The organism is Sphingopyxis sp. GW247-27LB, from assembly GCF_002277025.1.
GTDB lineage: Bacteria > Pseudomonadota > Alphaproteobacteria > Sphingomonadales > Sphingomonadaceae > Sphingopyxis.
The window spans coordinates 427,838-454,384 of record NZ_NIWD01000002.1; the positions used below are offsets into that span (position 1 = coordinate 427,838).

The window sequence follows — 26,547 nt, forward strand, 5'->3', positions numbered from 1 at the left end:
CATGTTTAGACGCCCAAGTATCCGATACGGCCAGGCTCCCGAGCCGGCCACGCCCTATCAGCGCGCGGCGCAAGCGTGGGACGACCGCATCGGCTCGGCGCGCATTCAGGCGCGGAGCTGGCGGCTCGCGTGCTTCGGCGCGCTCGCCCTGTCCGGCGGGCTCGCCGGCGGCCTCGTCTGGCAATCGACGCGAGGCCATATCGTGCCCTGGGTAGTGCAAGTCGATCGGCTGGGCGAGGCGCAAGCCGTTGCGCCGGCCGAGGCCGGCTATCGCCCGACCGATCCGCAGGTCGCGTTCCATCTCGCGCGCTTCATCGAACAGGTCCGCGCGATCCCGGCCGATCCGGTCATCGTCCGCCAGAACTGGCTACGGGCTTACGACTTCACGACCGATCGCGGCGCGCTCGCACTCAACGACTATGCGCGTGCCAACGACCCGTTCGCCAATGTCGGCCGAGTGCAGGTCGCGGTGGATGTGTCGAGCGTCATCCGCGCGTCGCCCGACAGCTTCCGCGTCGCCTGGACCGAGCGGCGCTATCAGGATGGCAGCCTCTCCGCCACCGAGCGCTGGTCGGCGATCCTCACCGTCGTCGTCCAGCCGCCGCGCACGACAGACGCCCTGCGCAAGAACCCGCTCGGCGTCTTCGTCAACGCCCTCAATTGGTCAAAGGAACTGTCGCAATGATGCGCTCGCCATTCCGCTCCGCTTCGGCGGTTCTCCTCGTTTCCGCATCCGCTCTCGCTGGCTGCGCCACCACATCGGCGAGGCCGCCCGTGATCGCCTATGACGATCCGCCGCCCGCGGTCGCGGCGACGCTCGCGGCCGAGCCGCCGCGCGCCGTCGAGATCGTGACGATCCCCGAACCTCTACCGCTGCCCGGTCAATTGAAACCGCTGGCGGAGAGCCCGCGACCGGCGGAGCCCGCCGATCCGCGCCGTCGCGTGGGCGACGCCAACGCTGCCGCCCGTATCCAGCCGGTGCGCGATGGGTTCCTCAACGCCATCCAGCAATACCCGTGGACGGATGGCGCGCTCTATCAGGTCTATACTGCGCCCGGCCAGATTACGGACATCGCGTTGCAGGAAGGAGAGCAGCTCGTGGGGCCGGGGCCGGTCGCGGCCGGCGACACGGTGCGCTGGATCATCGGCGACACGGTGAGCGGCAGCGGCGCCACGGCCCGCGTGCATATCCTCGTCAAGCCGACCCGGCCCGATCTCGGCACCAACCTGGTCATCAACACCGACCGGCGCACATATCATCTCGAATTACGCGCTAACCCGACGACCTACATGGCGTCGGTGAGCTGGACCTATCCGCAGGACCATCTCATTGCCTTGCAGGGTCGCAACGCTGCGGCCGTTGCCGCTGCGCCAGTCGCGACCGGCGTGGACGTTTCCACGCTGAACTTCCGCTACCGCATCGAGGGCGACCGCGCGGCATGGAAGCCCGTTCGCGCGTTCGACGATGGCCGGCAGGTGTTCGTGGAGTTTCCGGCCGGGATCTCGCAGGGCGAGATGCCGCCGCTGTTCGTCACCGGGACGACCGGTGACGCCGAGCTGGTCAATTACCGCGTGCAGGGCCGCTACATGGTGGTCGATCGCCTGTTCGCCGCCGCGGAGCTGCGCCTGGGCGACCGGCGCAGCGAACAGCGCGTCCGCATCGTGCGCGACGACGCGCGGAGGGGGCGGCCGTGACCGACAGCCACGATCCCGCCGTTGAAGGCCGGCCCATGCCCCAAGCGGAACGGCCCGATCCTGCCGCGTTCCAGCTTCGCGGCGATCCGCCGCGCGTCATGCGGCTGTCCCGTAAGGCACTCGCCGTCGTCGGCGTCGCCGCCGGCCTCGGCATCGGCGGTTCGCTAATCTATGCGCTCCGGCCGCCGGGTGAGAAGGCCGCGCAGGAACTCTACAACACTGACAGCCGCGCAACATCCGAGACGATCACGTCCGGGCCGCGCGACTACGCCCAGACGCCCCGGCTCGGGCCGCCGCTGCCCGGCGACCTCGGCCGCCCGATCGTGTCGGCGCAGCAGGGGGGCGAGGACGTGCCTATGCCAACGATCGGTGCGCAGCCGGGTCCGCCCGATCCGCGCGCGCAGGCGGCGGAGGCGGCTCGGCAGCGCGCCGCTCAGGAGCGCGATGCGGCGCGCACCAGCTCGGTCTTCCTCGGCAGCGGCGGCGCGCGTGCAAGTGCGGAGCCCGTCGCGGCGCCCGGCTTGCCGGCACCGTCCAGGCAGGAGCCAGTTCAGCAAGCTGCGCAGGGCGACCAGGCCGGTAAGCGCGCGTTCATGGCCCAAGCGTCGAACCAGCGCACGGTCAGCGTCGAAAGACTGACAGCCCCGGCATCGCCGAACATCGTGCAGGCCGGCAGCATCATCCCGGCCGCGCTCATCACCGGCGTCCGTTCCGACCTCCCCGGCCAGATCACCGCCCAGGTGACGGCCAATGTCTACGACAGCCCGACCGGCCGCATCCTGCTCATCCCGCAGGGCGCGAGGCTGCTCGGCGAGTATGACAGCGAGGTTGCCGCCGGCCAGACCCGCGTGCTGCTCGCCTGGGATCGGCTCATCATGCCGGACGGCCGCTCGATCGTTCTCGAGCGCCAGCCAGGTGCGGACGGAGCCGGGTTCGCTGGCTTGCAGGACCGGGTGAATCAGCATTGGGGCAATTTGCTCAAGGCCGCCGCCATCTCGACACTGCTCGGCGTCGGGGCCGAGCTGGGCGCGGACAGCGAGAACGACCTGACCCGCGCGCTACGGCGTGGCTCGCAAGACACCATTAATCAAACCGGCCAGCAGATCGTGCGTCGGCAGCTCAACGTGCAACCAACGCTCACCATCCGGCCGGGCCATCCGCTGCGCGTCGTTCTTACCCGCGACCTGGTTCTCGAACCGATTGGAGCATCACGATGACGAAGTTGAAGCTGGGGGCGCTCGCCGATGACAGGCCGGTGAAATTAGCGGCGGAGGTGCCCGCCGCCGTCCACCGCGATCTTGTCGCCTATGCCGCCGCACTCGCGGTTGAGACGGGCGGTGAGCCGGTCACGCCGGAAAAGCTGGTTGCGCCCATGTTGGAGAGATTCATGGCGAGCGACCGCGGATTCGTGCGCCGGCGAGGTGGCGCGAAAAACTGAGTGCTGCGCTGCGATCAGTTGCCCAAGAACCGCTTGCGCCGTTCCTGGGCGTCGACCTTGATGATCGCTTCCTCGGCGGTGGCGCATTCGCCGCCCCGCACCGAGCCGTCCTGGCATCCAGCAACGACCTGACGCGCTTCGTCGATATGCGCCACGAAATACTGCGTGCCGCGCGCCTCGCTGGGCGCCGCAGCGATGGGCGACGGGATGGCGACGGGCGCTGTCTGCTGCGCCGGCACGATCACCGGCCGCAGGACAAATCCACCCGCGAAACCGACAAGCAAAGTGACAAGCACAACGATGATTGTCTTACCTTGCGACATGGCCCTCAACTCCAACAACTAGCTGTTCATTTTACTGGAATCTCGGCAGAAAATCAAAAGACAGCGCGTAGCGTGCCTTGATGAATCCAAGGAAACGGTGAAGGGCTGGATTGCCGTTGTCGTCGCGCCAGCAACCGGAATAGCCGGTCAGCGCCGGCCCCTGTTCACCGTGTATTGGACGATAAACGACGTCGGGATACCGCGCTCCCGTTGAACCCTCGCAGACGATGCTCACCCCGGAGCTGCCGCCGAGGACGCTGAGGATCGTCTCGCGGCTCGACTGGTGCATCCGAATGTCGGGTTTCGCGCCCGACACCGACAGTCGGCCGAGCAACAGGTCGCGCATCTCCGGGCCGGGATCAGCGGCGGGCAACAGGAACCGTTCGCTCCGAAGATCCGTCCAGTGAACCACATCGCGGTCAGTAAGCGGATGCGAAGCGGACAGCGCGATGAGCATCCGTTCGCTCCATAGCGGCTCGCAGCGAAACCCGTCATGGCCGGCCGCGCCCATGAGGATCGCGATGTCGATCTCGCCTATATCGAGCCCAGCGAGCAGGACGCTGCGGTCAGCTTCCACACACTCGACCTCCACGTCGGGATGCGCGTCGCGCCAGCTCATCATCGTCGCGCGCAGATTTCCGGCTGAGACGGAATTGTTGTGTCCCAGCCTCAGCCCGCCGGCCCGGCCCTGTCCAGCGGCCCGCATCATTACCACTAGCTTGTCAGCGCTGGCGACCATTGTCCTGGCGCCGCTGAGGAATGTGCTGCCTGCAAGGGTTGCAGAGACACCCGCGCGAGATCGCTCGAAGATCGGCATCCCGATGGAGCGCTCCAGCTTCAAGATGTTCCGGCTGAGCGTCGATTGTTCGATGTCGAGCGCGCGCGCCGCGCGGTAGAAGCTGCCATGATCCGCAGCCGCGATAGCGTATCGAAGCTGGCGAATGTCGAATGTCACACAGAACTCCTGAACGCCATCAACTTACGTCAAACAAAAATGTCGTAGAGAGCCTTGGACGCTCCCGCGCCCGGTCGAGCCTCCATGCTCGTCCCGGTTCAGCCTATGCCCCGAGAAACCCAAGTATCAGGGCCGTACCGATGGCGAGCATCAGCGAAGCGACGATAGCCCTCACCACGCCAACCGTTGCTTTCTTGGAATAACGGGCGCCGAGCCAGGCACCAGCAAACGCGCAAAGGGTGCCTACTACTATCAATCTCAGCCCCTGATCACCGCCCAACGCCGCCCCGCTGAAGCTCGCCGCGTAAGTCGGCAGCCGCGAGAGGTCGATGATGATGGCGATCATGACGCCGGTGGCGATGTAGTGCTGCGGATCAAGGCCGGACTTCAGCAGGAACATTGAGCGTAAGGCGCCCTGCTGGCCCGACAGGCCCCCGATGAAGCCGGTCAGGAGCCCTCCTAAGGGCATCAGCCGAGGCGGCGCGGCCAGCCGTTGGAACCACGGCTGGAGTTCCAGCAGGGCGAATATGATCATAAGCGCCCCAATGACAACGCCTGCGCCCGATGGCCGAAACGCGCGGCCAAACGCGCTCCAATCGTAAACGACTCCCGTCTCGCCCAGCTGAGCGAGAACCCAAGCCCCTAGGATAGCCGCAGGTATTGCCGGGAGGCCGAAGCGCATCACGATCCGCCAGTCCGCGGTCCGCCGCAGGAGGCCACCCTTGAAGAGATTGTTAAGGAGGTGAACGGTGCCAGTCGCCGCAACGGCTGTCTCCGCCGGGAAGAAGAGCGCAAACGCAGGGAGCAGCACCGTGCCGAGGCCGAAACCTGAGTAAAGCGTCAATCCTGAAGCCAGGAAAGCAACCGTCCCGATGATCAGATAGTCCATCGCGCCTACTCCGAGCGCCGCGCGCGCTTCGACAAGGACGGGTGCAAGGAAAGCCGGGCTTTCATTCGGCCGACCCCTCTCGGAAGGTGACCACTCGGTAGATGTAGACGACGACGATGCCCCCGACGATGATGGTCGAGATCGGGTTCAGATACTCTGCGACGGTCTGATACCGATTTTGGAGCAAATAACCCGCGCCCGCCAGCAATGCCGTCCAGAGCGCCGTTCCAAGCGTCGTAAGGAGCAGGAACCGCGGCAGATTCATCCTGAACACCCCCGCTGGAACCGAGATAAGCGTGCGGAGGGTGGGCACGAGGCGACCAAAAAACACGGCCTTGCCGCAGTGCCGGTGGAACCAGCGATCGACTCGATCAACGTCAAGGGGCTTGAGCGTGAGCCAGCGGCCATGTCGCCCCGCCCAGCGTCTCAAGCGATCGGTTCCGATCCACTTGCCGACGTAATACCAGAATAGCGCGCCGGCGACCGACCCTGCGGTTCCCGCCGCGATCACGCCCGCTAAGCTGAGCTTTCCTTGCCCGGCGCTATAGCCGGCCGACGGCATGATGATTTCGGAAGGAATCGGCGGGAACAGATTTTCGAGGAACATCAGCACGGCGATCCCGAGATAGCCGGCGCGGTTCAACAGTTCGACAAGGTGCTCGAACATCATCGCCCTAATGCCGAAGATAGCGTTGGAGACTGACGCGCAGCACCACACGGAACTCATCTCCCGGGTTGCGGTCGGTAACGATCGCAGCGGGACCAGAGAGCGCGTTATGCGCATACTCAACGTGCAGGCTGGCGAGCTTGTTCGTGTAGGGGAGGTTATAGTTCGCCCCCACACGGACCGCCCGCTGCGTCGCCCGGCCGGCAATGCTGTCGATGCCGAGACTTACCAGGTCATAACGCGCGAACAGGTCGAGATCACCCGTATGCGGCGCATCGAACAACGAGAACTGGACCATCGCATAGCCGCCGCCCACGTCGGCGTTGCTGCCCGAGAAGGTCGAATAGAGCGCTTCCGCCTCGACTGTCGTCGGGCGGCCGAATAGCGGGAAGGTGTAAGCGATGTCAGCTTCGCCGGTGAGCTTATTGCCGGTAGCGGCCACGCCGCCCAGCGGCGTTGCGCCGATCGCGGTGGCGAGCGTGAACACCCGATCGCGAATGTCGCGGGTATGATCCACGGCCGCGCCGATAGTGAGCTTTCGGCCATCGGAGTTCACCGGCGTCAGGATGACCTTGCCGGAGAAGGAGTTGCCGACCGAATAGCGAGGGTCAGGAGCATTAAGCGACCCCCGATTGTCGAGGGCGGCGAGCTGGATCGTCAGCCGGTCGGAGAGCGCCCTCTGGAACTGGACGCCAAACTGTGTCCCAAAGCTGTTGACCGAGCCATGTTCTTCCAGGATCAGCGAGCGATTAATCGTCGGCAGGTTGCCCGACGACAGATTGTCCTCGCGCGAAAGGATATGGGTATTCTCGCCGACGAGCAGGCGGAACTTGCCGGGATCGTCCGGGTGCTGGAGCGCGACGAACAGGTTCTCGAAGTTGCGGCGGCCGAGGTTACCGCCCTTGCCACCGAAGTCGCCGAAGAAATTGGTGTTTGTGAGATCGACCTCATAGACGATCGCGGGGCGCAGGCTGTCAGACAGGCGCGGTAGGTCGATTTCCATGCCTTGACGGACGCGTCGGAAATAATCGGAACCGTCCGGGTCGATCGCGCGCTCCGAATATCCCCACGCGGTGACGCGGAAGTCGCCTGATTGATAGACCACACCGGCATCAGGGTTGAATGAAAAGTCCGCTTTGGGCGGCGGCGTCACATTTTGGTGGGCGGGCGGCGACTCGGAGCTGGTCGGGGCCGGAGGACCGAGCGAGTCTTGCGCCCAAGCCGGCGCAGAAACGGCCGCTGCACCCGCCGCGAGGACTATTGGAAGGCAGGAGAAGGCCCTCACCAGAACAACCCGCGCTTGCCGCTGCCCTTGAGGCGGCGCCGATACATATCGACATAGACCCAGCCTCCGGTGATCAGGAGCACGATCAAAGCCGTGCCCCACATCACACCCAGCACCACACCAGGCTCTCCGAGAATTTCGCCGCTGTGGATGCGGAGGATTAGTGATTCTGTCTCACGGCGTTCGTCGCTCTTGATCCGGCCCGAGTTGGCATCGACAATGATCTCGCGGAGCGGATCGCCAGGCATGTCAACTACGCCCTCGATATCGCTGCCTTCGCCGCGAAGCGAGACGGATGCGATGACCGCGTTTGGTGCGCGCTGACGCACCGCATCCAATGTGTGGGAGACAAGCGCTCCGTAAACAGGAGATGGAATCGCCGTCGAAAGCACCGTCGAACCGGCCCGGTCCGCATCAGAGTCTTCGCCTCCTAACCGCTGGATTTGAAGAATGACGCCGCTGACTGCAACAACGATGAGAAACAGCGCAGCAACTGCGCTGATCCATCTGTGATACTTCCGCAATTCGATGTGCCAGCCCTTCGAGGGCATAACCGTCTCCATGATATTCGCAAGGGTGCCGTGATATTCGCAAGGGTGCCGTGGCGCCTATCAAGACGTTCCTCAAGCGGCGCGCGGTAGTAATAGATCGCGGGAACAAGATCTGTAGATGGCACCGGAAGCTGACCGCAACCTGACGAAGCTCTATGTACGCGCGCCATTTTCCTCAACGAGCACGTCAGGCTGGCGTCAGAAAAGGCAGGTACTGGAGTTGCGATGCGATACGGAGAGAGTTGCCCATCGGCCAGTGACCACTGTCGTTCCGAGCGATCATCACGGACAGAGGCTCGTCCGGCGCAAAATCCAAGCTTGCGCTGCGTCGCACTCGCCCCGGCAAGTCCGATTGGACGAATTGCTTGATCTGTCTCGTGCGTCCAAACTGGAACCCAAATCCCGGCTATTAACAAGCTGGGGCGACCTGATCGCCACTTGCCGTCTTGGTGGAGACTATACTTGGAAAAAACTGATCAATCAGGAATTCTTGCAGTACAATCTGCTCGACTTGGCGCTTGGATATTACGCTAGTGCCACGACGGCAAAGATGGCTGCGCCCCGCCTTTGCCGTCGGCTGGACGATGATACTGTGTGCGCTGTCGGGATGTGGTGGCGAAGCAGAACACGGAAATGGCGCACGCGGTCAGGAAACGCCGACCGTTGGTGTCTTCACGGTCCAGCCGACTAGCGTGTCCGTTGATGTTGAACTGGCCGGACGCACCGCACCCTATGCAATGTCAGAGGTGCGCCCCCAGATTTCGGGGGTTATCCAGCGCCGACTGTTCATCGAAGGCGCGCTGGTCCGCGCCGGCCAGCCCCTTTATCAGATCGATCCCAGCCTCTATCGTGCCAGTGTCAATGAGGCCCAAGCCAATGTCGCGATCGCCCGCGCCAATGCCGAGGCGACCCGGTTGCGCGCTGATCGCCTGAAGCCGCTGGCCGATATCGAGGCGGTCAGCCGGCAGGAGTATACTGATGCCGCCGCTGCCGCCCGCCAGGCGGCCGCGACCGTCCAGCTAGGTCAGGCCCAGCTCGAAACCGCCCGCATCAACCTCGGCTTCACGCGCGTGCCCGCGCCGATCTCGGGTCGCATCGGCCGATCAATGTTGACTCAGGGCGCCCTTGTCACTGCCAACCAGACCGAACCGCTGGCGGTGATCGAGCAACTCGATCCGATCTTTGTCGACATCCAGCAGTCCAGCGCCCAGTTGCTGGCGCTGCGCCGGTCGCTCGGCCGTGAGGGCGTGACCGCGGCCGAAGCCGTGGTCAGACTGAAGCTTGAGGATGGCAGCGACTACGGCCCCACCGGCGTCATCCAGTTTTCCGAAGTGATCGTCGATCCCGCGACCGGCACCGTCACCCTGCGGGCGCGCTTTCCAAATCCGCAGCAATTGTTGTTGCCAGGCATGTTCGTGCGCGCCAGCTTTGCTCAGGCGATCAACACCCGCGCCTTTTTGGTCCCGCAATCCGGCCTGACCCGCGATCCCCGCGGACAGGCACGGGTGCTGGTGGTGAGCCGCGACGGGAAGGTCGTGGAAAAGACGGTCCGGGCAGATCTTACGCAAGGAAGCTACTGGGTTGTGACCGACGGTCTTGCGCCGGGCGATCGGGTTATCGTGCAAGGTACCGCCAATCTGCGACCCGGCCAGGCCGTAGTGGTCGTACCGGCGGATACGCCTCAGCGCGTTGCGCCGCGCCGCCCAGCGGGCGGCGCGGCGAAGCGGGATTGATTGCGCTATGATTTCACGCGCTTTCGTCGCTCGGCCGGTCATCGCTGCGCTGACGCTGGTCCTGCTGAGCGGATGCTCGCTTGCGCCACGTTATGAACGGCCGCCGCCGCCGGTCACCCCCTCCTGGCCGGTCGGCGACGCCTATCTGCCCCAGAGCGAGGCAGATCTCGCCAGCTTGAGCTTCGATCAGGTGGTCCGCGACGCCCGCCTGCGCCAACTGATCGAGGCCGCGCTTGTCAATAATCGCGACTTGCGTGTGGCGGCCGCTAATATCGAAGTCGCTCGCGCCCAATATCGCATCCAGCGCGCCGAACTGCTGCCTGTCGTCGCCGCAAACGCCACCGTCGATCGCAATCGCGGCGGCACCTCGGGCGCGATCGAAAGCGCGACGGATTCCGCGACGGTCTCGACCTTCTACACGGTAAGCGGCGGCATCACCGCGTTCGAGATCGACCTGTTCGGTCGCATCCGTTCCTTAAGCGACGCGGCGCTCAACCGGTTTTTCGCCACCGAAGCCGCAGCCCGTGCCACGCGCCTGACCCTGGTCGGCGACATCGCGACTGCCTGGCTCACCTATGCGGCCGACGAGAGCCTCTATGACGTCGCCTTAGAGACCGAACGCAACGCCCGGCGCAGCGTGGAGCTTACCGGCGCGCGGCTGAGCGGCGGCATCGCCCCGCGCACCGATCTGCGCCAGGCCGAGCAGATTCTGGCCCAGGCGCAATCTGACCTGGCGGCAAGCCGCACCGCGCTGGCCCGCGACGTCAACGCCCTGACCTTGCTGGTCGGCGCGCCTGTCGACGCCGCGCTGCTGCCTGCTTCGATCGAACAGGTTGCTGAGAGCGTGGGCGAAGTGCCCGCCGGGCTCGATTCATCGGTCCTGCTGCGCCGCCCGGACGTGCTCCAGGCGGAATATCAGCTGCGCGCCGCCAATGCCCGGATCGGCGCGGCCCGCGCGGCGCTGTTCCCACGGATCTCCCTCACCTCGGCCCTTGGCTTTGCCAGCCCGGCGCTCAGCAGTTTGTTCGCCAATGGCTCGTTCAACTGGTCGGTCGCGCCTAGCGTCGACTACAACATCTTCCAGGGTGGGGCAGGCCGCGCCGGCGTGCGCCAGAGCCAGGCGGAGCGCGACGCCGCGCTCGCCACCTATGAAGGCGCGATCCAGACGGCATTCCGCGAGGTTGCTGACGCGCTGGCTCGCCGCGGCACCATTGGCGACCAGCTCCGCGCCGATACGTCGCTGGTCGCCGCCGCCCAGGATACCGCCCGGCTGACCGAGGCACGGTATCGCGGCGGGATCGATCCGTTTCTGACCGTCCTCGACGCGCAACGCTCGCTCTACGCGGCACAGCGCACGCTGGTGACGACGCGGCTCATCCGCGCGACAAACCTGGTTACGCTCTACCGTACACTGGGGGGCGATCCTGGACTTGATGGGCGGTCGGACCTGGCAACCGGCAACTGACGGGGACCACCGCGCGGCGGCGACCAATGGCGCCGGGCGGTATCAGTCTGGGCGAAGGTGACCGGCACCATTAACAGTTCCAGCGTCGTCGTTTCTCGCCGTTCCTCCGCCGAACAGTTTGCGGACGACCACAAAGAATAGCGGAACGAAGAAGATGGCGAGAACGGTGGCGGCGAGCATGCCTCCGATCACGGAGGTGCCGATCGCCAGACGGCTCTGTGCGCCTGGACCTGTCGAGAGCGCGAGCGGAAGCGAGCCGAAGATGAAGGCGACGCTGGTCATCAGGATCGGCCGCAGCCGCAGCCGCGCCGCGTGGACAGCCGCGTCGCGGATGGACTTGCCCGCCTTCTCCGCCTGCTCCGCGAACTCGACGATGAGGATCGCGTTCTTGGCGGACAAGCCGATGGTGGTGAGCACGCCCACCTGGAAATACACGTCGTTCTCCAGCCCGCGCAGAGCGACAGCCAGCACCGCTCCGACCAGCCCCAGAGGAATGACCATCAGGACGGAAATGGGGATCGACCAGCTTTCGTATAGGCCAGCCAGGCACAGGAACACGACCAGGATCGAGAGCGCGTAGAGAAGCGGCGCTTGCCCGGCCGACAGGCGTTCCTGATAGGAAAGCCCGCTCCAATCCACCGAAGTGCCGGGCACCTGCTCGGCTAACTCGATCATTCTCGCCATCGCCTCGCCGGAGCTTCTCCCCGGCGCTGGTTGCCCTTGGATCGCGAACGAGGGCAGTCCCTTGAACCGGGTGAGGGTGGCGGGAGCCTGTGACCAGCTCGTCGTGGCGAACGAAGCGAACGGCGCCATCTGCCCGCCGGCGGTCCGCACATGCCAGTTGCGCAGGTCTTCGGGCGATGCCCGGTATGACGCGTCGCTCTGGACGTAAACGCGCTTCACGCGGCCCCGATCAACGAAGTCGTTCACATAGACGCCGCCCCAAGCGGCGGTCAGCGTCTCGTCGACATCGGCTTGATCGATGCCAAGCGCACCAACCTTGGCCTGATCCACCTCCACTTGCAGGGTAGTCGTATCCTCAAGGTTCCGCAGACGAACGGACGCGAGAACGGGATCGGCCCTGGCGGCCGCGAGGAGCTGATCACGACGGGCCTTGAAGGTTTCGCGATCTAAGCCGGCCGCGTTCTGGAACTGCATGGTAAAGCCGGCGCTCTGGCTGAACCCTTGCACTGGCGGTGGCGTTCGGGCGACCACATCGGCATCGCGTAGCGCCGACAGTTCTTCGGTCGCGCGCTCGGTGATGCCGGTGGCGCTGTGGGCAGTGCCCGCCCGCTCGCTCCAAGGGGCGAGCTGAAGGAAGCCCTGTCCGACATTCTGACCCGTTCCGCCCGAGCGCGAACCCGTCACGGTGAAGACGCCCTCGACGTTGGCGTTCTCCGGCCCAAGGAAGTAGCGCTCGACCGCCTCCGCGACTTCCAGCGTACGGGCGGTGGTCGCGCCGGTGGGCAGCGTATATTCGAAAGTCGCCTGCCCCTGATCCTCAATCGGCAGGAACCCCTTGGGCAGTTGAAGGAAGACGATCATCAGAAGGCCGACGATGCCGGCGTAGCCGAGCAGCGTCACGCCGGGCCGTCGAATCGCACCCTCCACCCCCGCCACGTAGCGGATTCGAGTGCGGTCGAAGCGATCATTGAAGCCCGTCCGAAGCCGCGCTGCAATGTGGGCGATGCGACCCGATCGGCGTTCGGCCGCGTGCGATTCCGGACGCTTGAGCAGGGTGGCCGTGAGCGCCGGGGTGAGGATCAGCGCCACCACGACGGATAGAATCATCGATGAGATGATGGTAATCGAGAATTGCCGGTAGATCACGCCGATCGAGCCGCCAAAGAAGGCCATCGGCAGAAACACCGCTGAAAGCACCAATGCGATCCCGATCAGCGCCGATTGGATCTCGGACATGGAGGCGAGCGTCGCGTCCCGCGGCGAAATGTCGGGATCCTCCTCCATCACACGTTCGACATTCTCGACCACGACGATCGCGTCATCCACGAGGAGTCCGATCGACAGCACGAGCCCGAAAAGGGTGAGGGTGTTGATCGAGTATCCGAACAACGCGAGCACGCCGAAGGTGCCGAGCAGCACGACGGGAACGGCGATGGCCGGGATCAACGTCGCCCGCCAGCTTTGCAGGAACACGAACATGACCACCACGACGAGAACGATCGCTTCGACCAAGGTTTTGGCCACCGCGCTGACTGACAGGCGGATAAAGACCGTGCTGTCGCGCGGAAACGCATAGCGGAACCCTGATGGAAACGATTGGGCCTGCCGCGCGACCAACGCCTTGACGCTATCCGCGGTCGCCAAGGCATCGGCACCGGGCGCGAGTTGGACGGTGATTCCCGCGGCGGGATGACGATTGTAGCGGCTGATCGTCGTATAGCTTTCGTTGCCCATCTCGACGCGGGCAATGTCCGACAGCAGCACCTGCGACCCGTCGGTCCGAGTCTTCAGGATGATGTTCCTGAACTCCGCGGGGGTCGTGAGTCGCGACCTGGCCGTCACGGTCGCGTTCAGCATTTGAGTCCGCGGCGAGGGCTGCCCGCCGATCTGGCCCGCGGCGACTTGCGTGTTCTGCGCTTCGATCGCCGCAATCACGTCCGAGGGCATGAGCGAGAAGGCGGCGAGCCGGTACGGGTCGAGCCAGATGCGCATGGCGTATTGCGAGCCGAAGACATTCGTGGAATCGACGCCGGGCAGTCTGGCGATCAGGTCTTGAAGGTTTGACACCAGATAATCGGCTACGTCGCCGTCCGTTTGGCGGTCGGTTTCGTCATAGATCGCCAGCAGCAACAGCGTGTCGTCGTTCGACTTGGTAACGGTAAGCCCTTGCTCCTGGACCTCTTGCGGCAGGCGTGAGAGCGCCTGCTGCACCTTGTTCTGCACCTGGACCTGGGCGATGTCGGGGTCGATATCCTTGTTGAACATCGCCGAGACGGTGACCTGTCCGTCCGAACTCGACGTGGCGGAGAAATAGAGCAGTCCGGGCAGGCCGGTGAGTTGCTGTTCGATGATTTGCGTGACGCTGGATTCGAGCGTTTCCGCTGAGGCGCCTGGATAGTGGGCGCGCACATTCACCTGTGTCGGTGCGATATCGGGATATTGCTCGATCGGCAGGGTGAAGATTGCGCCCGCGCCGGCGAGCATGATCCCGATTGCGATGACCCAAGCGAGGATCGGCCGGGCGATAAACGGCTGGCTGATCACGAGGCCACGGCCTTGATACGACCGCGACGAACGCCTCTTCGGTTCTGGCTGTCAATCCCGCTTACTGAGGAACTCGGCGGCACGGTCAAAATGATGCTGTCCTCAAATGGCGGGTGTAGCGTTAGAGGAAGATGCGCAGCGCCGACCGCTCGAAAACCGAGAATCGTGCCATCGCGTAGCCGTCGCCGAGGAGGGGCCAGATCCCGCGCGACGCGAGCGCAAGCGAGTATGGCGAGTTCGCGACCTGCGGGGTCGGCCTTTTGGCGGAGATCGAGAGGTGAAGGGCCGCGGACAAGGTCAGCTTCACCGAGTGGGAGAGAATTGATCGCGATCTGGAGAAGCTGACTGTGTGGCTTGCCAAGATCGAGGCGCACGAGTTCTTTTCTCTGGCGAACATCACGATTGAGCGGCAGCCTTGCTGGCGAACGGCCGCTGAATTGGCACGCGCCAGAAACAAATCGCATGAACATGAACCATAAATGGCAGCGAAAGCTGACGGCAATCTGACCGACCTCTGCAGTCCCCTCGCGTGCGCCCTAAGCGGCCACGTCAGGCTAGCGTCAGTAAAGGCGCGTACCGGCGCTGGGATGAGAGACGAAGAATGTAGCCCATTATCCAGCTATCCGTGCCAATCTGAGTGGTTGTCGCGGACAAGCACTGGTCAATCGCCGAGAGTGAGGGTGGGGGCGCGACGAGTTGCGCTCTTTTCCGGTAATTACAATTGCGTGCGCGACGGTGCGAACAATGCGCTCAACCGCCTCTGCGAACATCTGCAATGGTGCGGCGCGTCGGTTCGGGTCTATTCCCCGACCAATCGAACTCCGGCATTTGCCCCTGCTGGTGAACTGATCTCAGTGCGGTCGGTCCACATCCCTGGGCGCTCCGAATACCGCTTCGGGCTCCCCCTCTCCCGAACGCTTCGTGCAGACATTGTGACGTTCGCCCCCAACATAATTCACGTCTCGGCGCCCGATGCGTTGGGCTGGAGCGCTCAAACGCTTGGGCGACAGCAAGGTGTCCCTGTCGTCGCAAGCTTGCATACAAGATTCGAGACCTATCTGACATATTACGGCCTAAACTTCGCCCGACGATGGGTAGAATATTATTTGCGATCGTTTTACAGTCGTTGCGACCTGGTCTTGGCTCCGACCCCGCCTCTTGCCGATGAGCTGCGTCGGTTTCTTCCGGAAGAGCAGGTCGCGGTCTGGAGTCGTGGTGTCGACGAGTCGACTTTTTCACCCAGCCGTCGGGATATGTGTTGGAGGCGCGGCCTGGGGTATTCGGACGACGAGCCGATCATCCTTTTTTTCGGTCGATTGGTTCGAGAGAAAGGCATCGCGACCTTCGCCAAGATTGTATCTTTAATCCGGTCAGCCGGCCTGCCGGTGCGACCCTTAGTGATTGGAGCAGGCCCCTCGCGGGCCGAGATGGCTCGGCTGGTAGGCGACGCCGTCTTTACCGGCCACTTGGAAGGGCACGAGCTCGGGCGCGCCGTCGCATGTGCCGACATCCTTCTGAATCCCAGCACCACAGAGGCATTTGGCAATGTCAATCTGGAAGGAATGGCGTCGGGCCTTGTGGTCGTCAGTGCCGACGTCGCAAGCGCCAGGGCCCTGATCGAAGATTCCAAGACTGGTTTCCTTGTCGATCCACACAGCACCCAATGCTTCGCTTCCTTGCTGATCAGACTGATGCAGAATCCTTCGTGCCGTCAGCACATCGCGCTCGCCGCTGTCCGGGCAGCCGCTCAACGTGGTTGGCCAACGGTGCTCGATCAGGTGCTGAAAGCATATGATCGCACGGTTTCATATCACCCCCACCCAGTCCAATGTTGAGCGGTCCTACCATCATGGTGATGAAATCCGTTGCTCATACCAGCGCTCAAAGAAGGCTAATCCTATTTGGCTTCCTCTTCCTGTCCGCGTTCACTGCAAAGGCGCTGGGGCTGGATCCAATAAAGTTGATCAGCGCGATTCAATCAAACCAAAATTACTTAGCTGCTGCATTCGAAAGCAACCCGTTGCCGCTTTTGTCGATCTTCGTTTTTCTGCACATTTTAGCTCTGACTTTATCTCTACCTGGAGCGGTTCTCCCTTTTTGCGTCGTCGCGGGCGCGATTTTCGGTCCACTTTGGGGCTCGGTTATAATAGTTGCCTCACTGACCGTCGGCGATAGTTTAGGCTTTTTGGTGGCCCGCCACCTTTTGAGGGATTGGATTCGAGAACGCTGCTCCAAGCAACTGACTTACATCGAACGCGAAATCTCAAGCAATGGAGCGCTCTACCTCCTTTCCCTTCGTCTCTCAGCAGCCGTTCCATTCTTCGTGATTAATGTCGGCATGGCGCTTACACGCATGCGCTTACGGATATTCGCCCCAGTAAGTCTCCTTGGGCTGATTCCGTCATCCATTTTGTATGTTAATGCGGGATCTAAAGTCGCAGTCATCCGCACACCTGCTGATGTGCTTTCTCCACAATTGATCATCTCGCTGGTGCTCCTCGGCGTGCTTCCGCTGCTCATGAAAGCTCTGCTTTCGCGAACCTGGTCGAAACACGTCTCGCGTTAGGTTTGCGATTGGTGAGGCATGTCGCCTGACTTACAGTCGCCGAGGCGGAGCACGTCGATTTGCCTTAAGGTCCGCCACGAGCTGAACGTGGCCCGGCAAAGAGCGGAACCCCGACTCCAACGGCGCCACAAGTCACACGGCGAGCACCATGCCTCACACTGCCTGAGTGCCGCCGGGCTTACCGACAGTGCTGGCAGGCAGGCGTGGCGCCCGACCTGATCTGATCTTGACCGGGCGTTCGCCGCATCCTGTCCCCACAAAGTCGGCGTGTCAGGAAGTGGTCAGCAAAGAGCGCCAACTCCGGCGAACCGGAATCTCGCGAATTGCATGAGGCAGTCAGAATATGGGTTCACAAACAGTCGACGGCGCTATCGCCATTGAGGTGAGGTGGAGCAACTTGCTCGCAGCGAAGGTGTGGATTGTCACGACCCGCGCCTTATTGCGCCTCCTGTGGTCTGCCGATCGAATGGTCCGTCATATGATCCCTCTGCGAGGAATACGGACCAAACTGGATTGCTATAGGAGGGCAGATCACGACCTGCGGCATCTCGCTGATTTGCTGCGAATTTCGATTAGCGAGCTGCCTCCTACAGGCAATTGCGCTGGAGCACCCGATTTTCTCTTGTTGCTCGCGCGAGCGGTTCTCACGGAACGTCCTGAGGTGATTGTCGAATTCGGGTCCGGTGTATCCACATTCGTGCTCGCAAAGTGTCTGGAGATGAACGGGACCGGCCGCCTGATTAGTTTCGACCATAGCCCGGCATTTGCTGAGCTCACGCGGCGTCAGCTCGAACGCCAGCGGCTGTCGGCGGACATTCGTGTCGTCCCGCTGCGACCTTCCGAGAGCGCGGACCATCCCGGCTTCTGGTATGATGCGAACGACCTTCCCCACGCCATTGATCTTATCATAGTTGATGGTCCGCCAGCATCGCTGCATCCTGAAACGAGAGGCAGTGCCGGGCCTGCGACCTTTGCCAAGCTTCGCAATGGCGGCATGGTGTTACTGGACGACGCCCATCGGTCTGGAGAGCGCAAAATCCTCTCGCGCTGGCGCCGTGCATACCCGGACATCGAATTTTCCAATGTCGACACGATGAAGGGTACTGTTGTGGGGCGTAGGATCGGGGACGGGTTTAGCAGCGAGATTAGGAGCGCTCGGCAGAGATCGGCGCCGGGTGAGACTATTGAAACCGCTGCAAAAGGTGCTTTGGTGCTATAAATCGGGTTCAATGCTGTTCGCGTAGGGCAGGTAATGATGTGAGCGGAACTCGATGAAGGCACTGCTGATCGAAGACAATCCTGATTTACGCGGGATGATCGCGTCGTATCTCACGGCCAGCGGGTACGTCGTGGATTCTTTCGTGACAGGTGCCGAGGCGCGCGCCGCCCTCGCCACCTCGACCTATGATATTCTGCTTCTCGATCTAGGCCTGCCAGATTGTGATGGCCTGAGCCTTGTCGCAGAAATGGCAAGCCGGGCTGGAACGCCTCCGATCATCATCATCACTGCACGAGACGCCCTGGCTTCGCGTATTGCGGGACTGCATGCTGGGGCCGACGATTATCTGGTCAAGCCTTTCGATCTACTTGAATTGCAGGCAAGGGCGCATGCCGTTCTGCGTCGTCCCAGAGAGCGACATACCGGAATCCTTGCCTGCGGAGATGTGAAGCTCGATCTGTTATCTCGCGAAGGCTTCGTTGGTAACCGAGCCATGTCGTTGGCCAGGCGAGAGGCTTCGATGCTGGAAGTGTTGCTGAGGGCCGAGGGCCGCACTGTTGTCCGCGATGTTCTGGAAGAGCGGCTCTATTCGTTCAACGAGCCGGTCACACCGAACGCGATCGAGGCAGTCGTTTCCCGTCTCCGTCGCAAGCTGGAACTGCTCGGCGCTAGAACGTGCATTCAAACCAAACGCGGTATTGGATATAGAATAACACCCGACGTGGAGCCGACCTCATGAGTCCTCGCGCTCGCCTCGGGCGTCTCATTTCGCCATCGAGCCTACGCGCGCGACTTATCCTGATCCTCTCTGCTACTTTTGCCGTAGGGATCCTAGCAGCACTCCTATTCTTTTATTGGGAGGCAACGGCAATCCACAGATCGCTGCAAGAGCGGAGTCTTCAGGAGCAGGCGCGTGAGCTGTTACAGAGCGTCCGCTTGGATGCCGCCGGAGCACCGACCATCCCTTCTGGTCGGTCTCTGAACCCCGTCTACACTGAGCCCAATTCTGGCTTTGGTTATGCTCTCTTCGACCGAAACGGTTCACTGAAGGCGGAATCGCCAAGCAGGGCGGGCAATGCGTCCCTTCCGCTTATTGAAATCCCGGCCCCTAATGAGCAGTTTGGACCAGTGTACTTTGTTGGCCCAAGTCGAAACGCGGCGATAACTACGCGAGCACCGGACAACAGCTACTTTCTCGTCGTTTCTCGGGATGACCCTGATCCCAAAGCTCTTGCTGGCAGCTTGATCGAGCAGGACGCCACGCCACTGCTTTTGTTCGTTCCATTCATCTTCGTCGGCTTCGTTGTTATTGTCCTTGTCATCAATCGCACACTGCGTCCGCTCCAGCGGGCGTCCTCCGAAGCCTCGCGCATTGGCCCCGCGTCACCGATCGCGCGAGTGAACCCGTATGGTCTGCCGTCGGAGATCATCCCCCTTGCTGCTGCGTTCAACGGCGCCTTGGACCGGCTGAACAGAGCCTATCAGGTAGAAAAACGTCTTACCGCAGACGCTGCTCACGAGCTTCGCACGCCCTTGGCGGTGCTGCGAATGCGTCTAGAGCAATCTGGTTTCGCGGAGGAAAACCCAATGGCCTGGGACGCCATCCGACGCGATTTCGCTCAAATCGACCGCCTTACGGGGCAACTACTCGATCTGGCACGCAAGGAGCAGGGCGATACCGTTCGGACGGGGCGCGTCAATCTTTCCAGGGTAGCTCGGGAAACAGCGGCACTTGTGTTGCCATTTGTGGAGAAGGCTGGACGCACGCTGTCCGTTAACGCGCCCGAGGCCGTATCTGTCCGCAACGCAGCCGAGGACGACCTCCGCGATATGACCCGCAACTTGATTGAGAACGCCCTCATCCACGGTGCTGGCGCAATCACCGTCGCTGTCGAGCAGCAAACCGAATTGAGCGGCACCGTTGCAGTGCTCACCGTGACGGATGAAGGACTAGGCCCGCCAGCCGCGCTACGCGCGACGGTCTTCGAGCGCTTTCGTAAAGGCGACAGCGCCGCGCCAGGGGCTGGTCTTGGCCTCGCGATCGTTCGGCATGTTGCCGAGAGCCACGGCGGAGACGCCGCTTTCATTGATGGCCAAGGGTGCGCGGTGCGCGTCACGCTGCCGGTATCACCGCGGCCAATCTCAGACTGAGAGGGCGGCAATTGCGGGCCGTTGATCAGCGATGTGCGGGAAGCGGCCTTTCTCGTCGCCCACCTAGACGCTTGTGATTGAAAGCATCAATCCCTGGTCTGAAGCGCCGCTCGGCAAGACCGAAAGCCGCAAGTCCGCTCCCGGCGATTCTCGCCCCAAGCAGTAGCGCTCACGGTGACGCGGAGCTGTGAAGGGCGGAGAGCGGCTGCCTCAGGCGGCCCTAGGGTAGTACAAACGGCGATACATATTCGTTATGTTTATCCGGTGCGGGGCGCCATTCCTCCCATATTGACGGATTTCAACGCGGCTCGCCGACGCGACCGAGCGTTTGGCGCCCCGGTTTTGCGCCGCTGGCCGTGCCCGCGCTATCGTTCAGCAACGGTTCGGGTCCGTCCCCCTATGCCGGTCCGGTCCTCTCAGGAGAATCAGCCGTGAAGAAATTCCTTGCCGCCGCCATTCTCGCGAGCCTCGCCTTGCCCGCGGCTCCCGCGTTCGCCGATCCGCCGCCCTGGGCCCCGGCCCACGGGAAACGCGCGAAGGATCGCGGCCTTTATGACAGCTATGGCCGCTATTATGAGCCGCGCCGCCTGTCGCGAGACGACCGCATCTGGCGGAGCAGGGACGGACGCTATCACTGCCGGCGCGACAATGGCACGACCGGGCTGATCATCGGAGCCGCGGTCGGCGCGCTGGTGGGCCGCGAACTCGACGGCGGGCGCGACCGCACGGTCGGCACGATCATCGGCGCGGCGGGCGGCGGCCTGCTCGGGCGGGCGATCGATCGCGGCGAGCTCAAATGCCGCTGACGTTCGCGCTCCCGCGTTCAGCCATCCTGTAATACATCCGTCCGGCGCGCGTCGGCTTCGTCGATCGCGAGCAGCGACACGCCGCGCGTCTCGCGCATGACCAGCGCGGCGATCAGGCTGACGGCGCCGGCGAACAGGATATAGATCGCGATCGGTGTCCAGCTGTCATATTCGCGCAGCAAGGCGGTGCCGATCAGCGGCGCCCACGACCCCGCGACGATCGCGGTCGCCTGATAGCCGATCGAGACGCCCGAATAGCGCATCCGGGTCGGGAACATCTCCGCCATGATCGCGGGCTGCGGCGCATACATGAAGGCGTGGATCGCGAGGCCGAGCATGATCGCGGCGAGGATCATCACGGTGCCCCCGGTGTCGAACATCGGAAAGGCGGCGAAGGGCCATGCCATGGTGAGCGCGGCGCCCGCGATATAGACGGGCCGCCGCCCCACCCGGTCGGCGAGCGCGCCGACCAGCGGAATCACGACCACATGCAGGATATGCGCCGCGAAGAGCAGCGCCAGGATGCGCGTCGTGTCGATGGCGCGGTGGTGGAGATAGGTGATCGAGAAGGTGACGATCATGTAATAGACGATATTCTCGCCGAACCGCAGCGCCATCGCGGTGAACACGCCGCGCGGATAGCGCTTGAACACCTCGACGAGCCCATAGCCCGCCTCGGCCGCGCGTTCGGCCTTCGCCTTCGCCGCCTCGAAGATCGGCGAATCGCTGACCTGGGTGCGGATGTAATAGCCGATCGCGACGATCACCACCGACAGCCAGAAGCCGACGCGCCAGCCCCAGGAAAGAAACGCCTCCTCGGACAGCGTCGCCGAAAGGACGAGCAACACGACCGTCGCGAGCAGATTGCCGAGCGGGACGCCCGCCTGCGGAAAACTGCCCCAGAAGGCGCGGCTTTTGTTCGGGCTGTGCTCGGTCACGAGCAGCACCGCGCCGCCCCATTCGCCGCCGAGCGCGAAGCCCTGAACGAAGCGCAGCAGCACGAGCAGCGCGGGCGCCCAATAGCCGATGCTCTGAAAGCTCGGCAGGCAGCCCATCAGGAAGGTCGACGCGCCGATCAGGATCAGGCTGAACTGGAGGAGCGACTTGCGCCCGATGCGGTCGCCGACATGGCCGAACACCACTCCGCCGAGCGGCCGCGCGATGAAACCGACCGCATAGGTCGCGAAGGCGGCGATGATGCCGTCGAGGTCGTTGCCGGTCTCGGGGAAGAAAAGCTGGCCGAACACCAATGTCGCGGCGGTGCCATAAAGGAAGAACTCGTACCATTCGACGACCGTGCCCGCCATCGAGGCGCCGACGACCTTTTTCAGATAGGGCAGGTCGGCCCTTTGCTCATGCTCCATAGTCCCGCTCCCGTGCCGCTCCCGCCTTCTCTATGGAACGGTCGAGCAGGGATTTGAAGGGCGCGCCTTGCAGCGGGCCGGGCTGCGCGCATAGCTATGCCCTGTTGCGTCGCCGCGGCGGCCGCGACAATCTGGGCCAAAGGCGGCGTTCGGTCGCACGAGGGAGAGACATGAGCCAGTCCATCGTCACGGTCGATATCGGCGGGACCCACGCGCGCTTCGCGATCGCCGAGGTGGAGGGCGGCCGCTGCATCGCGCTCGGCGAGGCCACGACCCTGCATACGGAGGATCATGCGAGCTTCCAGACCGCGTGGCAGGATTTCGAGCGGCGCCAGGGCGGCAGCCTGCCGCGCGCCGTCGCCATCGCCATCGCGGGGCCGACACGCGGCGAGATCATCCGCTTCACCAACAATCCGTGGATCATCCGCCCGGCGCTGATCCGCGAAAAGCTGAACGTCGACGATTATGTGCTGGTCAACGACTTCGAGGCGGTGGGCCACGCCGTCGCGCAGGCCGACGCGCGCTATTTCGAGCCGCTGTGCGGCCCCGACCAGCCGCTGCCCGAAAGCGGAACGATCAGCGTCATCGGGCCGGGCACCGGGCTCGGCGTCGCGCATGTCTGGCGCGACCGCGATGCCTATCGCGTCCAGGCGACCGAGGGCGGCCATATCGACTTCGCGCCGCTCGACAGCATCGAGGACGCGATCCTCGCGCGGCTGAGGAAACGCCACCGCCGCGTGTCGGTCGAGCGCATCGTGTCGGGGCCCGGCATCGTCGACATCTTCGAAACGCTCGCGGCGATGGAGGGGCGGGCGGTGACGCCCGAGGAGGATGTCGCGATCTGGACGCGCGGCATGGCGCAGGAGGACAGCCTCGCCGCCGCCGCGGTCGACCGCTTCTGCCTGTCGCTCGGCAGCGTCGCGGGCGACCTGGCGCTTGCCCAGGGCGCGAGCGGGGTGGTGATCGCGGGCGGGCTTGGCCTTCGGATTCGCGATCATCTGGTCCGCTCGGGCTTCCCCGAACGCTTCGTGTCGAAGGGGCGGTTCGAAAATTTCATGGCGGCGATCCCGGTCAAGCTGATCACCCACCCGCAGCCCGGCCTGTTCGGCGCCGCCGCGGCCTTCGCGCGCGAGCATGGCTGACCCGTTCGCAACACCCCTTTCGCGCGCCGCTTTCGCCCGGTAGAGCGGAGCAGCATCACGAAACAGGGGACGGATTTTTCATGCCTTCAGGCCTTTTTGCCCTGCTCGACGACGTCGCGACCATCGCCAAGGTCGCCGCCGCGAGCATCGACGATATCGGCGCCGCGGCGTCGAAGGCGGGGGTGAAGGCCGCGGGCGTGGTGGTCGACGATACGGCGGTGACGCCGCGCTATGTCACCGGCTTCACCCCCGACCGCGAGCTGCCGATCATCTGGCGGATCACCAAGGGGTCGCTGTTCAACAAGCTGATCCTGATCCTGCCCGCGCTGCTGCTGCTCTCGTCGCTCGCGCCGTGGGCGATCACGCCGCTGCTGATGCTCGGCGGCGCCTATCTCTGCTTCGAGGGCGCGGAGAAAGTGCTGCATTCGCTGCAGGAGGACAAGACGAGCCTCGCCGAGGATGCCGCGATCGTCGCCGACAAGTCGCATGAAGAGACGATGGTGAAGGGCGCGGTGCGCACCGACTTCATCCTCTCGGCAGAGATCATGGTGATCGCGCTCAACGAAGTGCTCGACGAGCATCTGGTCATGCGCGGGGCGACGCTCGCGCTGGTCGCGGTCGCGATCACGATCGCCGTCTATGGCGTGGTCGGTCTGATCGTGAAGATGGACGATATCGGGCTCCATATGGCCGAGCGTGGATCGAGCGCGCGGCGCGCGCTCGGGCGTGGGCTCGTGCATCTGATGCCCAAATTGCTCGCCGCGCTCGCGACGATCGGCACCGCGGCGATGCTGTGGGTCGGCGGCCAGATCGTCCTCCACGGCCTCGACGAATATCATATCGGCGGCCTTGGCCATGCCCTCCACGACTTCGCGCACCGGATCGGCGGCGGGTTGCCGCTGGGCGGCGCGTGGGAATGGCTGATCGGAGCGGCGGGCGCGGGCGTGTTCGGGCTGCTGCTGGGCGGGTTGATCGTGGGGCTGCTCCACCTGCTGCCGGGCAAGAAGGCGCATTGATCGACCCAAAGGAGACGGGCGAATGAAGGGCGAAAATGATCCGCTGGCGGCCTTCTGGATGCCCTTCACCGCCAATCGCGCCTTCAAGGCGCACCCGCGCCAGCTCGTCTCGGCGAGCGGCATGCACTATCGAAGCGCCGACGGCCGCACGATCCTCGACGGCACCGCCGGCCTGTGGTGCAGCAACGCGGGGCATTGCCGGCCCGAGATCGCTGAGGCGATCGCGAAGGCGGCGGCGAGCCTCGATTTCGCGCCGACCTTCCAGCTCGGGCATCCGCAGGCGTTCGAGCTGGCGCAGCGACTCGCGGCACTGATGCCCGAGGGGCTCGACCGTATCTTCTTCACCAACAGCGGGTCCGAATCGGTCGATACCGCGCTGAAGATCGCGCTCGCGATCCAGCGCGCGCGGGGGCAGGGGACGCGCACCCGGCTGATCGGGCGCGAGCGCGGCTATCATGGCGTCGGCTTCGGCGGGATCAGCGTCGGCGGCATCGTCAGCAATCGCCGGACCTTCGGCGGGGGGCTGCCCGGCGCCGACCATTTGCGCCACACGCACGATATCGCGCGCAACGCCTTTTCGCGCGGATTTCCTCCGCATGGCGCCGAGCTTGCCGACGATCTCCAGCGGCTCGTCGACCTGCACGGCGCGGAAACGATCGCGGCGGTGATCGTCGAGCCGATGGCGGGATCGACCGGCGTCCTGCTGCCGCCGGCCGGCTATCTCCAGCGGCTGCGCGAGATCTGCGACCGGCACGGCATTCTCCTCATCTTCGACGAGGTGATCACTGCCTTCGGGCGCGTCGGCGGCGCGACGGCCGCCGGCCGGTGGGGCGTGACCCCCGATATCCTCACCATGGCGAAGGGGCTGACCAACGCCGCGGTGCCGATGGGCGCGGTCGCGGTGAAGCGCGAACTGCACGACGCGGTGATCGACAGCGCGCCCGGCGGTATCGAGCTGTTCCACGGCTATACCTATTCGGGGCATCCGCTCGCCTGCGCCGCGGGGCTCGCCGCGCTCGACCTCTATGCCCGCGACGGGCTGTTCGACCGCGCCGACGAGCTGGCAGGCTATTGGGAAGATGCGGCGCACGGGTTGAAGGGCCGGCGGCATGTCATCGACATCCGCACCATCGGCCTCGTCGCCGGCATCGAACTCGAGCCGCGGCCCGGCGCGCCGACCGCGCGCGCGATGGAGCTGTTCCATGCCTGCTTCGACAATGGCCTGCTCGTCCGCGCCACCGGCGACATCATCGCGCTGTCGCCGCCGCTGATCGTCGAGAAGGCCGAGATCGATGCAATGTTCGGGACGCTCGGCGAGCTGATCGAGACGATCGCCTGAGTCTCCGCTTCAAAGCCGTTCGAGCAGCGGGACCAGTTCGGAATAATCGCCGATGACATGATCGGCGCCCAGTTCCTCGACGGGGCGGTCGAGGAAACCGAAGCGAACCGCGATGCAGGGCACATTCGCTGCGCGCGCGGCCCTCACGTCATAGATGCTGTCTCCGACGAAGACGGTGCGGCCGCGGCCGCATCGTTCGATCATCGCTAGTACCGGCGCCGGAGACGGTTTGCGATTGCCGGCCCCCAGCGTGTCCCCGCCAATGATGGTCGCCATCCGGTCCGCAAGGTCGAGTTCGCCCAGCAGCTTGCGTGCCAGGCGCTCGGCCTTGTTCGTGACGACCGCCGTACGGACGCCCAACGCGTCGAGCCGGTCGAGCGCTTTATGCAGGCCCGGGAAAGGGCGGCTGCCGATCGCGATATGCGCTTCGTAATAGCGCAGCAGTTCCGAATAGAGCCGTTCGACATCATCGGTCGGAATGCCGCCGGTCGCCGCCAGCCCTTGTTCGAGCATATGCTTGCCGCCGAGTCCGATCATCGGCCGCACCTCGGCTTCGGTCAGCGGGGCGCGGCCGATCAGCGACAGCGCGTGGTTGACGGCGGCGGTCAGGTCGCCCGCGGTGTCGACGAGCGTTCCGTCGAGGTCGAAACCGACGATCGCGAAAGGAAAATCATTCATCGCCCGCGCATGCCGCGACGGTCTGGAAACCGCAATG

At 64.1% G+C, this 26,547-nt stretch carries 25 protein-coding genes; 15 read left to right on the forward strand and 10 right to left on the reverse strand.

Going from position 1 to position 26,547, the window contains the following annotated elements; genetic code table 11:
• Position 1 precedes the first annotated feature (1 nt).
• Genes trbF through CD928_RS02100 form a run of 4 tightly spaced genes read left to right on the forward strand, consistent with a single transcriptional unit; the run spans position 2 to position 3,133 of the window.
• Positions 2-685, forward strand: coding sequence for a conjugal transfer protein TrbF (gene trbF, locus CD928_RS02085; protein WP_095384208.1), 684 nt, complete (start codon positions 2-4; stop codon positions 683-685).
• Entirely contained in the window at positions 682-1,695 is a 1,014-nt protein-coding gene (trbG, locus tag CD928_RS02090) for a P-type conjugative transfer protein TrbG (RefSeq protein WP_095384211.1), read from the forward strand. Before trbF ends, trbG begins: the two co-directional genes overlap by 4 nt.
• A gap of 35 nt (positions 1,696-1,730) precedes the next feature.
• Entirely contained in the window at positions 1,731-2,912 is a 1,182-nt protein-coding gene (locus tag CD928_RS02095) for a TrbI/VirB10 family protein (protein ID WP_095385153.1), read from the forward strand.
• Complete coding sequence (locus CD928_RS02100) at positions 2,909-3,133, forward strand: DUF2274 domain-containing protein (RefSeq protein ID WP_095384214.1); 225 nt, start codon at positions 2,909-2,911, stop codon at positions 3,131-3,133. The genes CD928_RS02095 and CD928_RS02100 overlap by 4 nt, the downstream gene beginning before the upstream one ends.
• Before the next feature lie 14 nt (positions 3,134-3,147).
• Here the strand turns inward: CD928_RS02100 and CD928_RS02105 are convergent, their stop codons facing one another.
• The 6 genes from CD928_RS02105 to CD928_RS02130 form a co-directional block, all read right to left on the reverse strand.
• On the reverse strand, positions 3,148-3,456 hold the full coding sequence (locus CD928_RS02105; RefSeq protein ID WP_095384217.1) for a hypothetical protein: 309 nt from the start codon (positions 3,454-3,456) through the stop codon (positions 3,148-3,150).
• 31 nt (positions 3,457-3,487) lie between these two features.
• Entirely contained in the window at positions 3,488-4,411 is a 924-nt protein-coding gene (locus tag CD928_RS02110; protein WP_095384218.1) for a LysR family transcriptional regulator, read from the reverse strand.
• Positions 4,412-4,514: 103 nt separating this feature from the next.
• Positions 4,515-5,300, reverse strand: a complete 786-nt coding sequence (locus CD928_RS02115) for a sulfite exporter TauE/SafE family protein (RefSeq protein WP_095384221.1) — start codon at positions 5,298-5,300, stop codon at positions 4,515-4,517.
• A 61-nt stretch (positions 5,301-5,361) separates the two neighbouring features.
• Positions 5,362-5,970 (reverse strand): DedA family protein, encoded by a 609-nt coding sequence (locus CD928_RS02120; RefSeq protein ID WP_291718967.1) that lies wholly within the window; start codon positions 5,968-5,970, stop codon positions 5,362-5,364.
• Positions 5,971-5,974: 4 nt separating this feature from the next.
• Positions 5,975-7,120, reverse strand: a complete 1,146-nt coding sequence (locus CD928_RS02125; RefSeq protein ID WP_141237060.1) for a hypothetical protein — start codon at positions 7,118-7,120, stop codon at positions 5,975-5,977.
• A 128-nt stretch (positions 7,121-7,248) separates the two neighbouring features.
• Positions 7,249-7,803 (reverse strand): PepSY-associated TM helix domain-containing protein, encoded by a 555-nt coding sequence (locus CD928_RS02130; RefSeq protein ID WP_176473409.1) that lies wholly within the window; start codon positions 7,801-7,803, stop codon positions 7,249-7,251.
• Between the two features lie 584 nt (positions 7,804-8,387).
• On the opposite strand from CD928_RS02130, the gene CD928_RS02135 reads away from it, so the two are divergent.
• Together CD928_RS02135 and CD928_RS02140 are read left to right on the forward strand one after the other, a co-directional pair.
• Positions 8,388-9,536, forward strand: a complete 1,149-nt coding sequence (locus tag CD928_RS02135) for an efflux RND transporter periplasmic adaptor subunit (protein ID WP_095384230.1) — start codon at positions 8,388-8,390, stop codon at positions 9,534-9,536.
• A 7-nt stretch (positions 9,537-9,543) separates the two neighbouring features.
• Positions 9,544-11,001: an efflux transporter outer membrane subunit gene (locus CD928_RS02140; RefSeq protein WP_095384232.1), complete on the forward strand. Its 1,458-nt coding sequence runs from the start codon at positions 9,544-9,546 to the stop codon at positions 10,999-11,001.
• A gap of 42 nt (positions 11,002-11,043) precedes the next feature.
• Here CD928_RS02140 and CD928_RS02145 read toward each other — a convergent pair whose 3' ends face one another.
• Both CD928_RS02145 and CD928_RS02150 read right to left on the reverse strand, forming a co-directional pair.
• Entirely contained in the window at positions 11,044-14,229 is a 3,186-nt protein-coding gene (locus tag CD928_RS02145) for an efflux RND transporter permease subunit (protein ID WP_095384235.1), read from the reverse strand.
• A gap of 121 nt (positions 14,230-14,350) precedes the next feature.
• Positions 14,351-14,629 (reverse strand): hypothetical protein, encoded by a 279-nt coding sequence (locus CD928_RS02150; RefSeq protein WP_141237061.1) that lies wholly within the window; start codon positions 14,627-14,629, stop codon positions 14,351-14,353.
• 325 nt (positions 14,630-14,954) lie between these two features.
• Between CD928_RS02150 and CD928_RS02155 the strand changes: the two genes are divergently transcribed.
• From CD928_RS02155 to CD928_RS02180, 6 genes are all read left to right on the forward strand, one after another.
• Positions 14,955-16,064 carry a glycosyltransferase family 1 protein gene (locus CD928_RS02155; protein ID WP_255247014.1) on the forward strand — a complete coding sequence of 370 codons (1,110 nt, stop codon included), beginning with the start codon at positions 14,955-14,957 and terminating at the stop codon, positions 16,062-16,064.
• Positions 16,065-16,078: 14 nt separating this feature from the next.
• On the forward strand, positions 16,079-16,795 hold the full coding sequence (locus CD928_RS02160; RefSeq protein ID WP_176473410.1) for a TVP38/TMEM64 family protein: 717 nt from the start codon (positions 16,079-16,081) through the stop codon (positions 16,793-16,795).
• A gap of 343 nt (positions 16,796-17,138) precedes the next feature.
• Entirely contained in the window at positions 17,139-18,014 is an 876-nt protein-coding gene (locus tag CD928_RS02165) for a class I SAM-dependent methyltransferase (RefSeq protein ID WP_095384246.1), read from the forward strand.
• A 52-nt stretch (positions 18,015-18,066) separates the two neighbouring features.
• Positions 18,067-18,753: a response regulator transcription factor gene (locus CD928_RS02170; RefSeq protein ID WP_095384249.1), complete on the forward strand. Its 687-nt coding sequence runs from the start codon at positions 18,067-18,069 to the stop codon at positions 18,751-18,753.
• A gap of 503 nt (positions 18,754-19,256) precedes the next feature.
• Complete coding sequence (locus CD928_RS23255) at positions 19,257-20,165, forward strand: HAMP domain-containing sensor histidine kinase (protein WP_176473411.1); 909 nt, start codon at positions 19,257-19,259, stop codon at positions 20,163-20,165.
• A gap of 431 nt (positions 20,166-20,596) precedes the next feature.
• On the forward strand, positions 20,597-20,971 hold the full coding sequence (locus CD928_RS02180) for a glycine zipper 2TM domain-containing protein (RefSeq protein WP_095384255.1): 375 nt from the start codon (positions 20,597-20,599) through the stop codon (positions 20,969-20,971).
• Positions 20,972-20,988: 17 nt separating this feature from the next.
• On the opposite strand, the gene CD928_RS02185 is transcribed toward CD928_RS02180, so the two are convergent.
• On the reverse strand, positions 20,989-22,335 hold the full coding sequence (locus CD928_RS02185) for an MFS transporter (protein ID WP_095384257.1): 1,347 nt from the start codon (positions 22,333-22,335) through the stop codon (positions 20,989-20,991).
• A gap of 170 nt (positions 22,336-22,505) precedes the next feature.
• On the opposite strand from CD928_RS02185, the gene CD928_RS02190 reads away from it, so the two are divergent.
• From CD928_RS02190 to CD928_RS02200, 3 genes are all read left to right on the forward strand, one after another.
• Positions 22,506-23,477 carry a glucokinase gene (locus CD928_RS02190; RefSeq protein WP_095384260.1) on the forward strand — a complete coding sequence of 324 codons (972 nt, stop codon included), beginning with the start codon at positions 22,506-22,508 and terminating at the stop codon, positions 23,475-23,477.
• 80 nt (positions 23,478-23,557) lie between these two features.
• A complete protein-coding gene (locus tag CD928_RS02195; protein WP_095384263.1) occupies positions 23,558-24,493 on the forward strand; it encodes a DUF808 domain-containing protein in 936 nt (311 codons plus the stop codon).
• A gap of 22 nt (positions 24,494-24,515) precedes the next feature.
• Positions 24,516-25,832: an aspartate aminotransferase family protein gene (locus CD928_RS02200; protein WP_095384266.1), complete on the forward strand. Its 1,317-nt coding sequence runs from the start codon at positions 24,516-24,518 to the stop codon at positions 25,830-25,832.
• A 9-nt stretch (positions 25,833-25,841) separates the two neighbouring features.
• Here the strand turns inward: CD928_RS02200 and CD928_RS02205 are convergent, their stop codons facing one another.
• Positions 25,842-26,510: an HAD-IA family hydrolase gene (locus CD928_RS02205; protein ID WP_095384269.1), complete on the reverse strand. Its 669-nt coding sequence runs from the start codon at positions 26,508-26,510 to the stop codon at positions 25,842-25,844.
• Positions 26,511-26,547 lie beyond the last annotated feature (37 nt).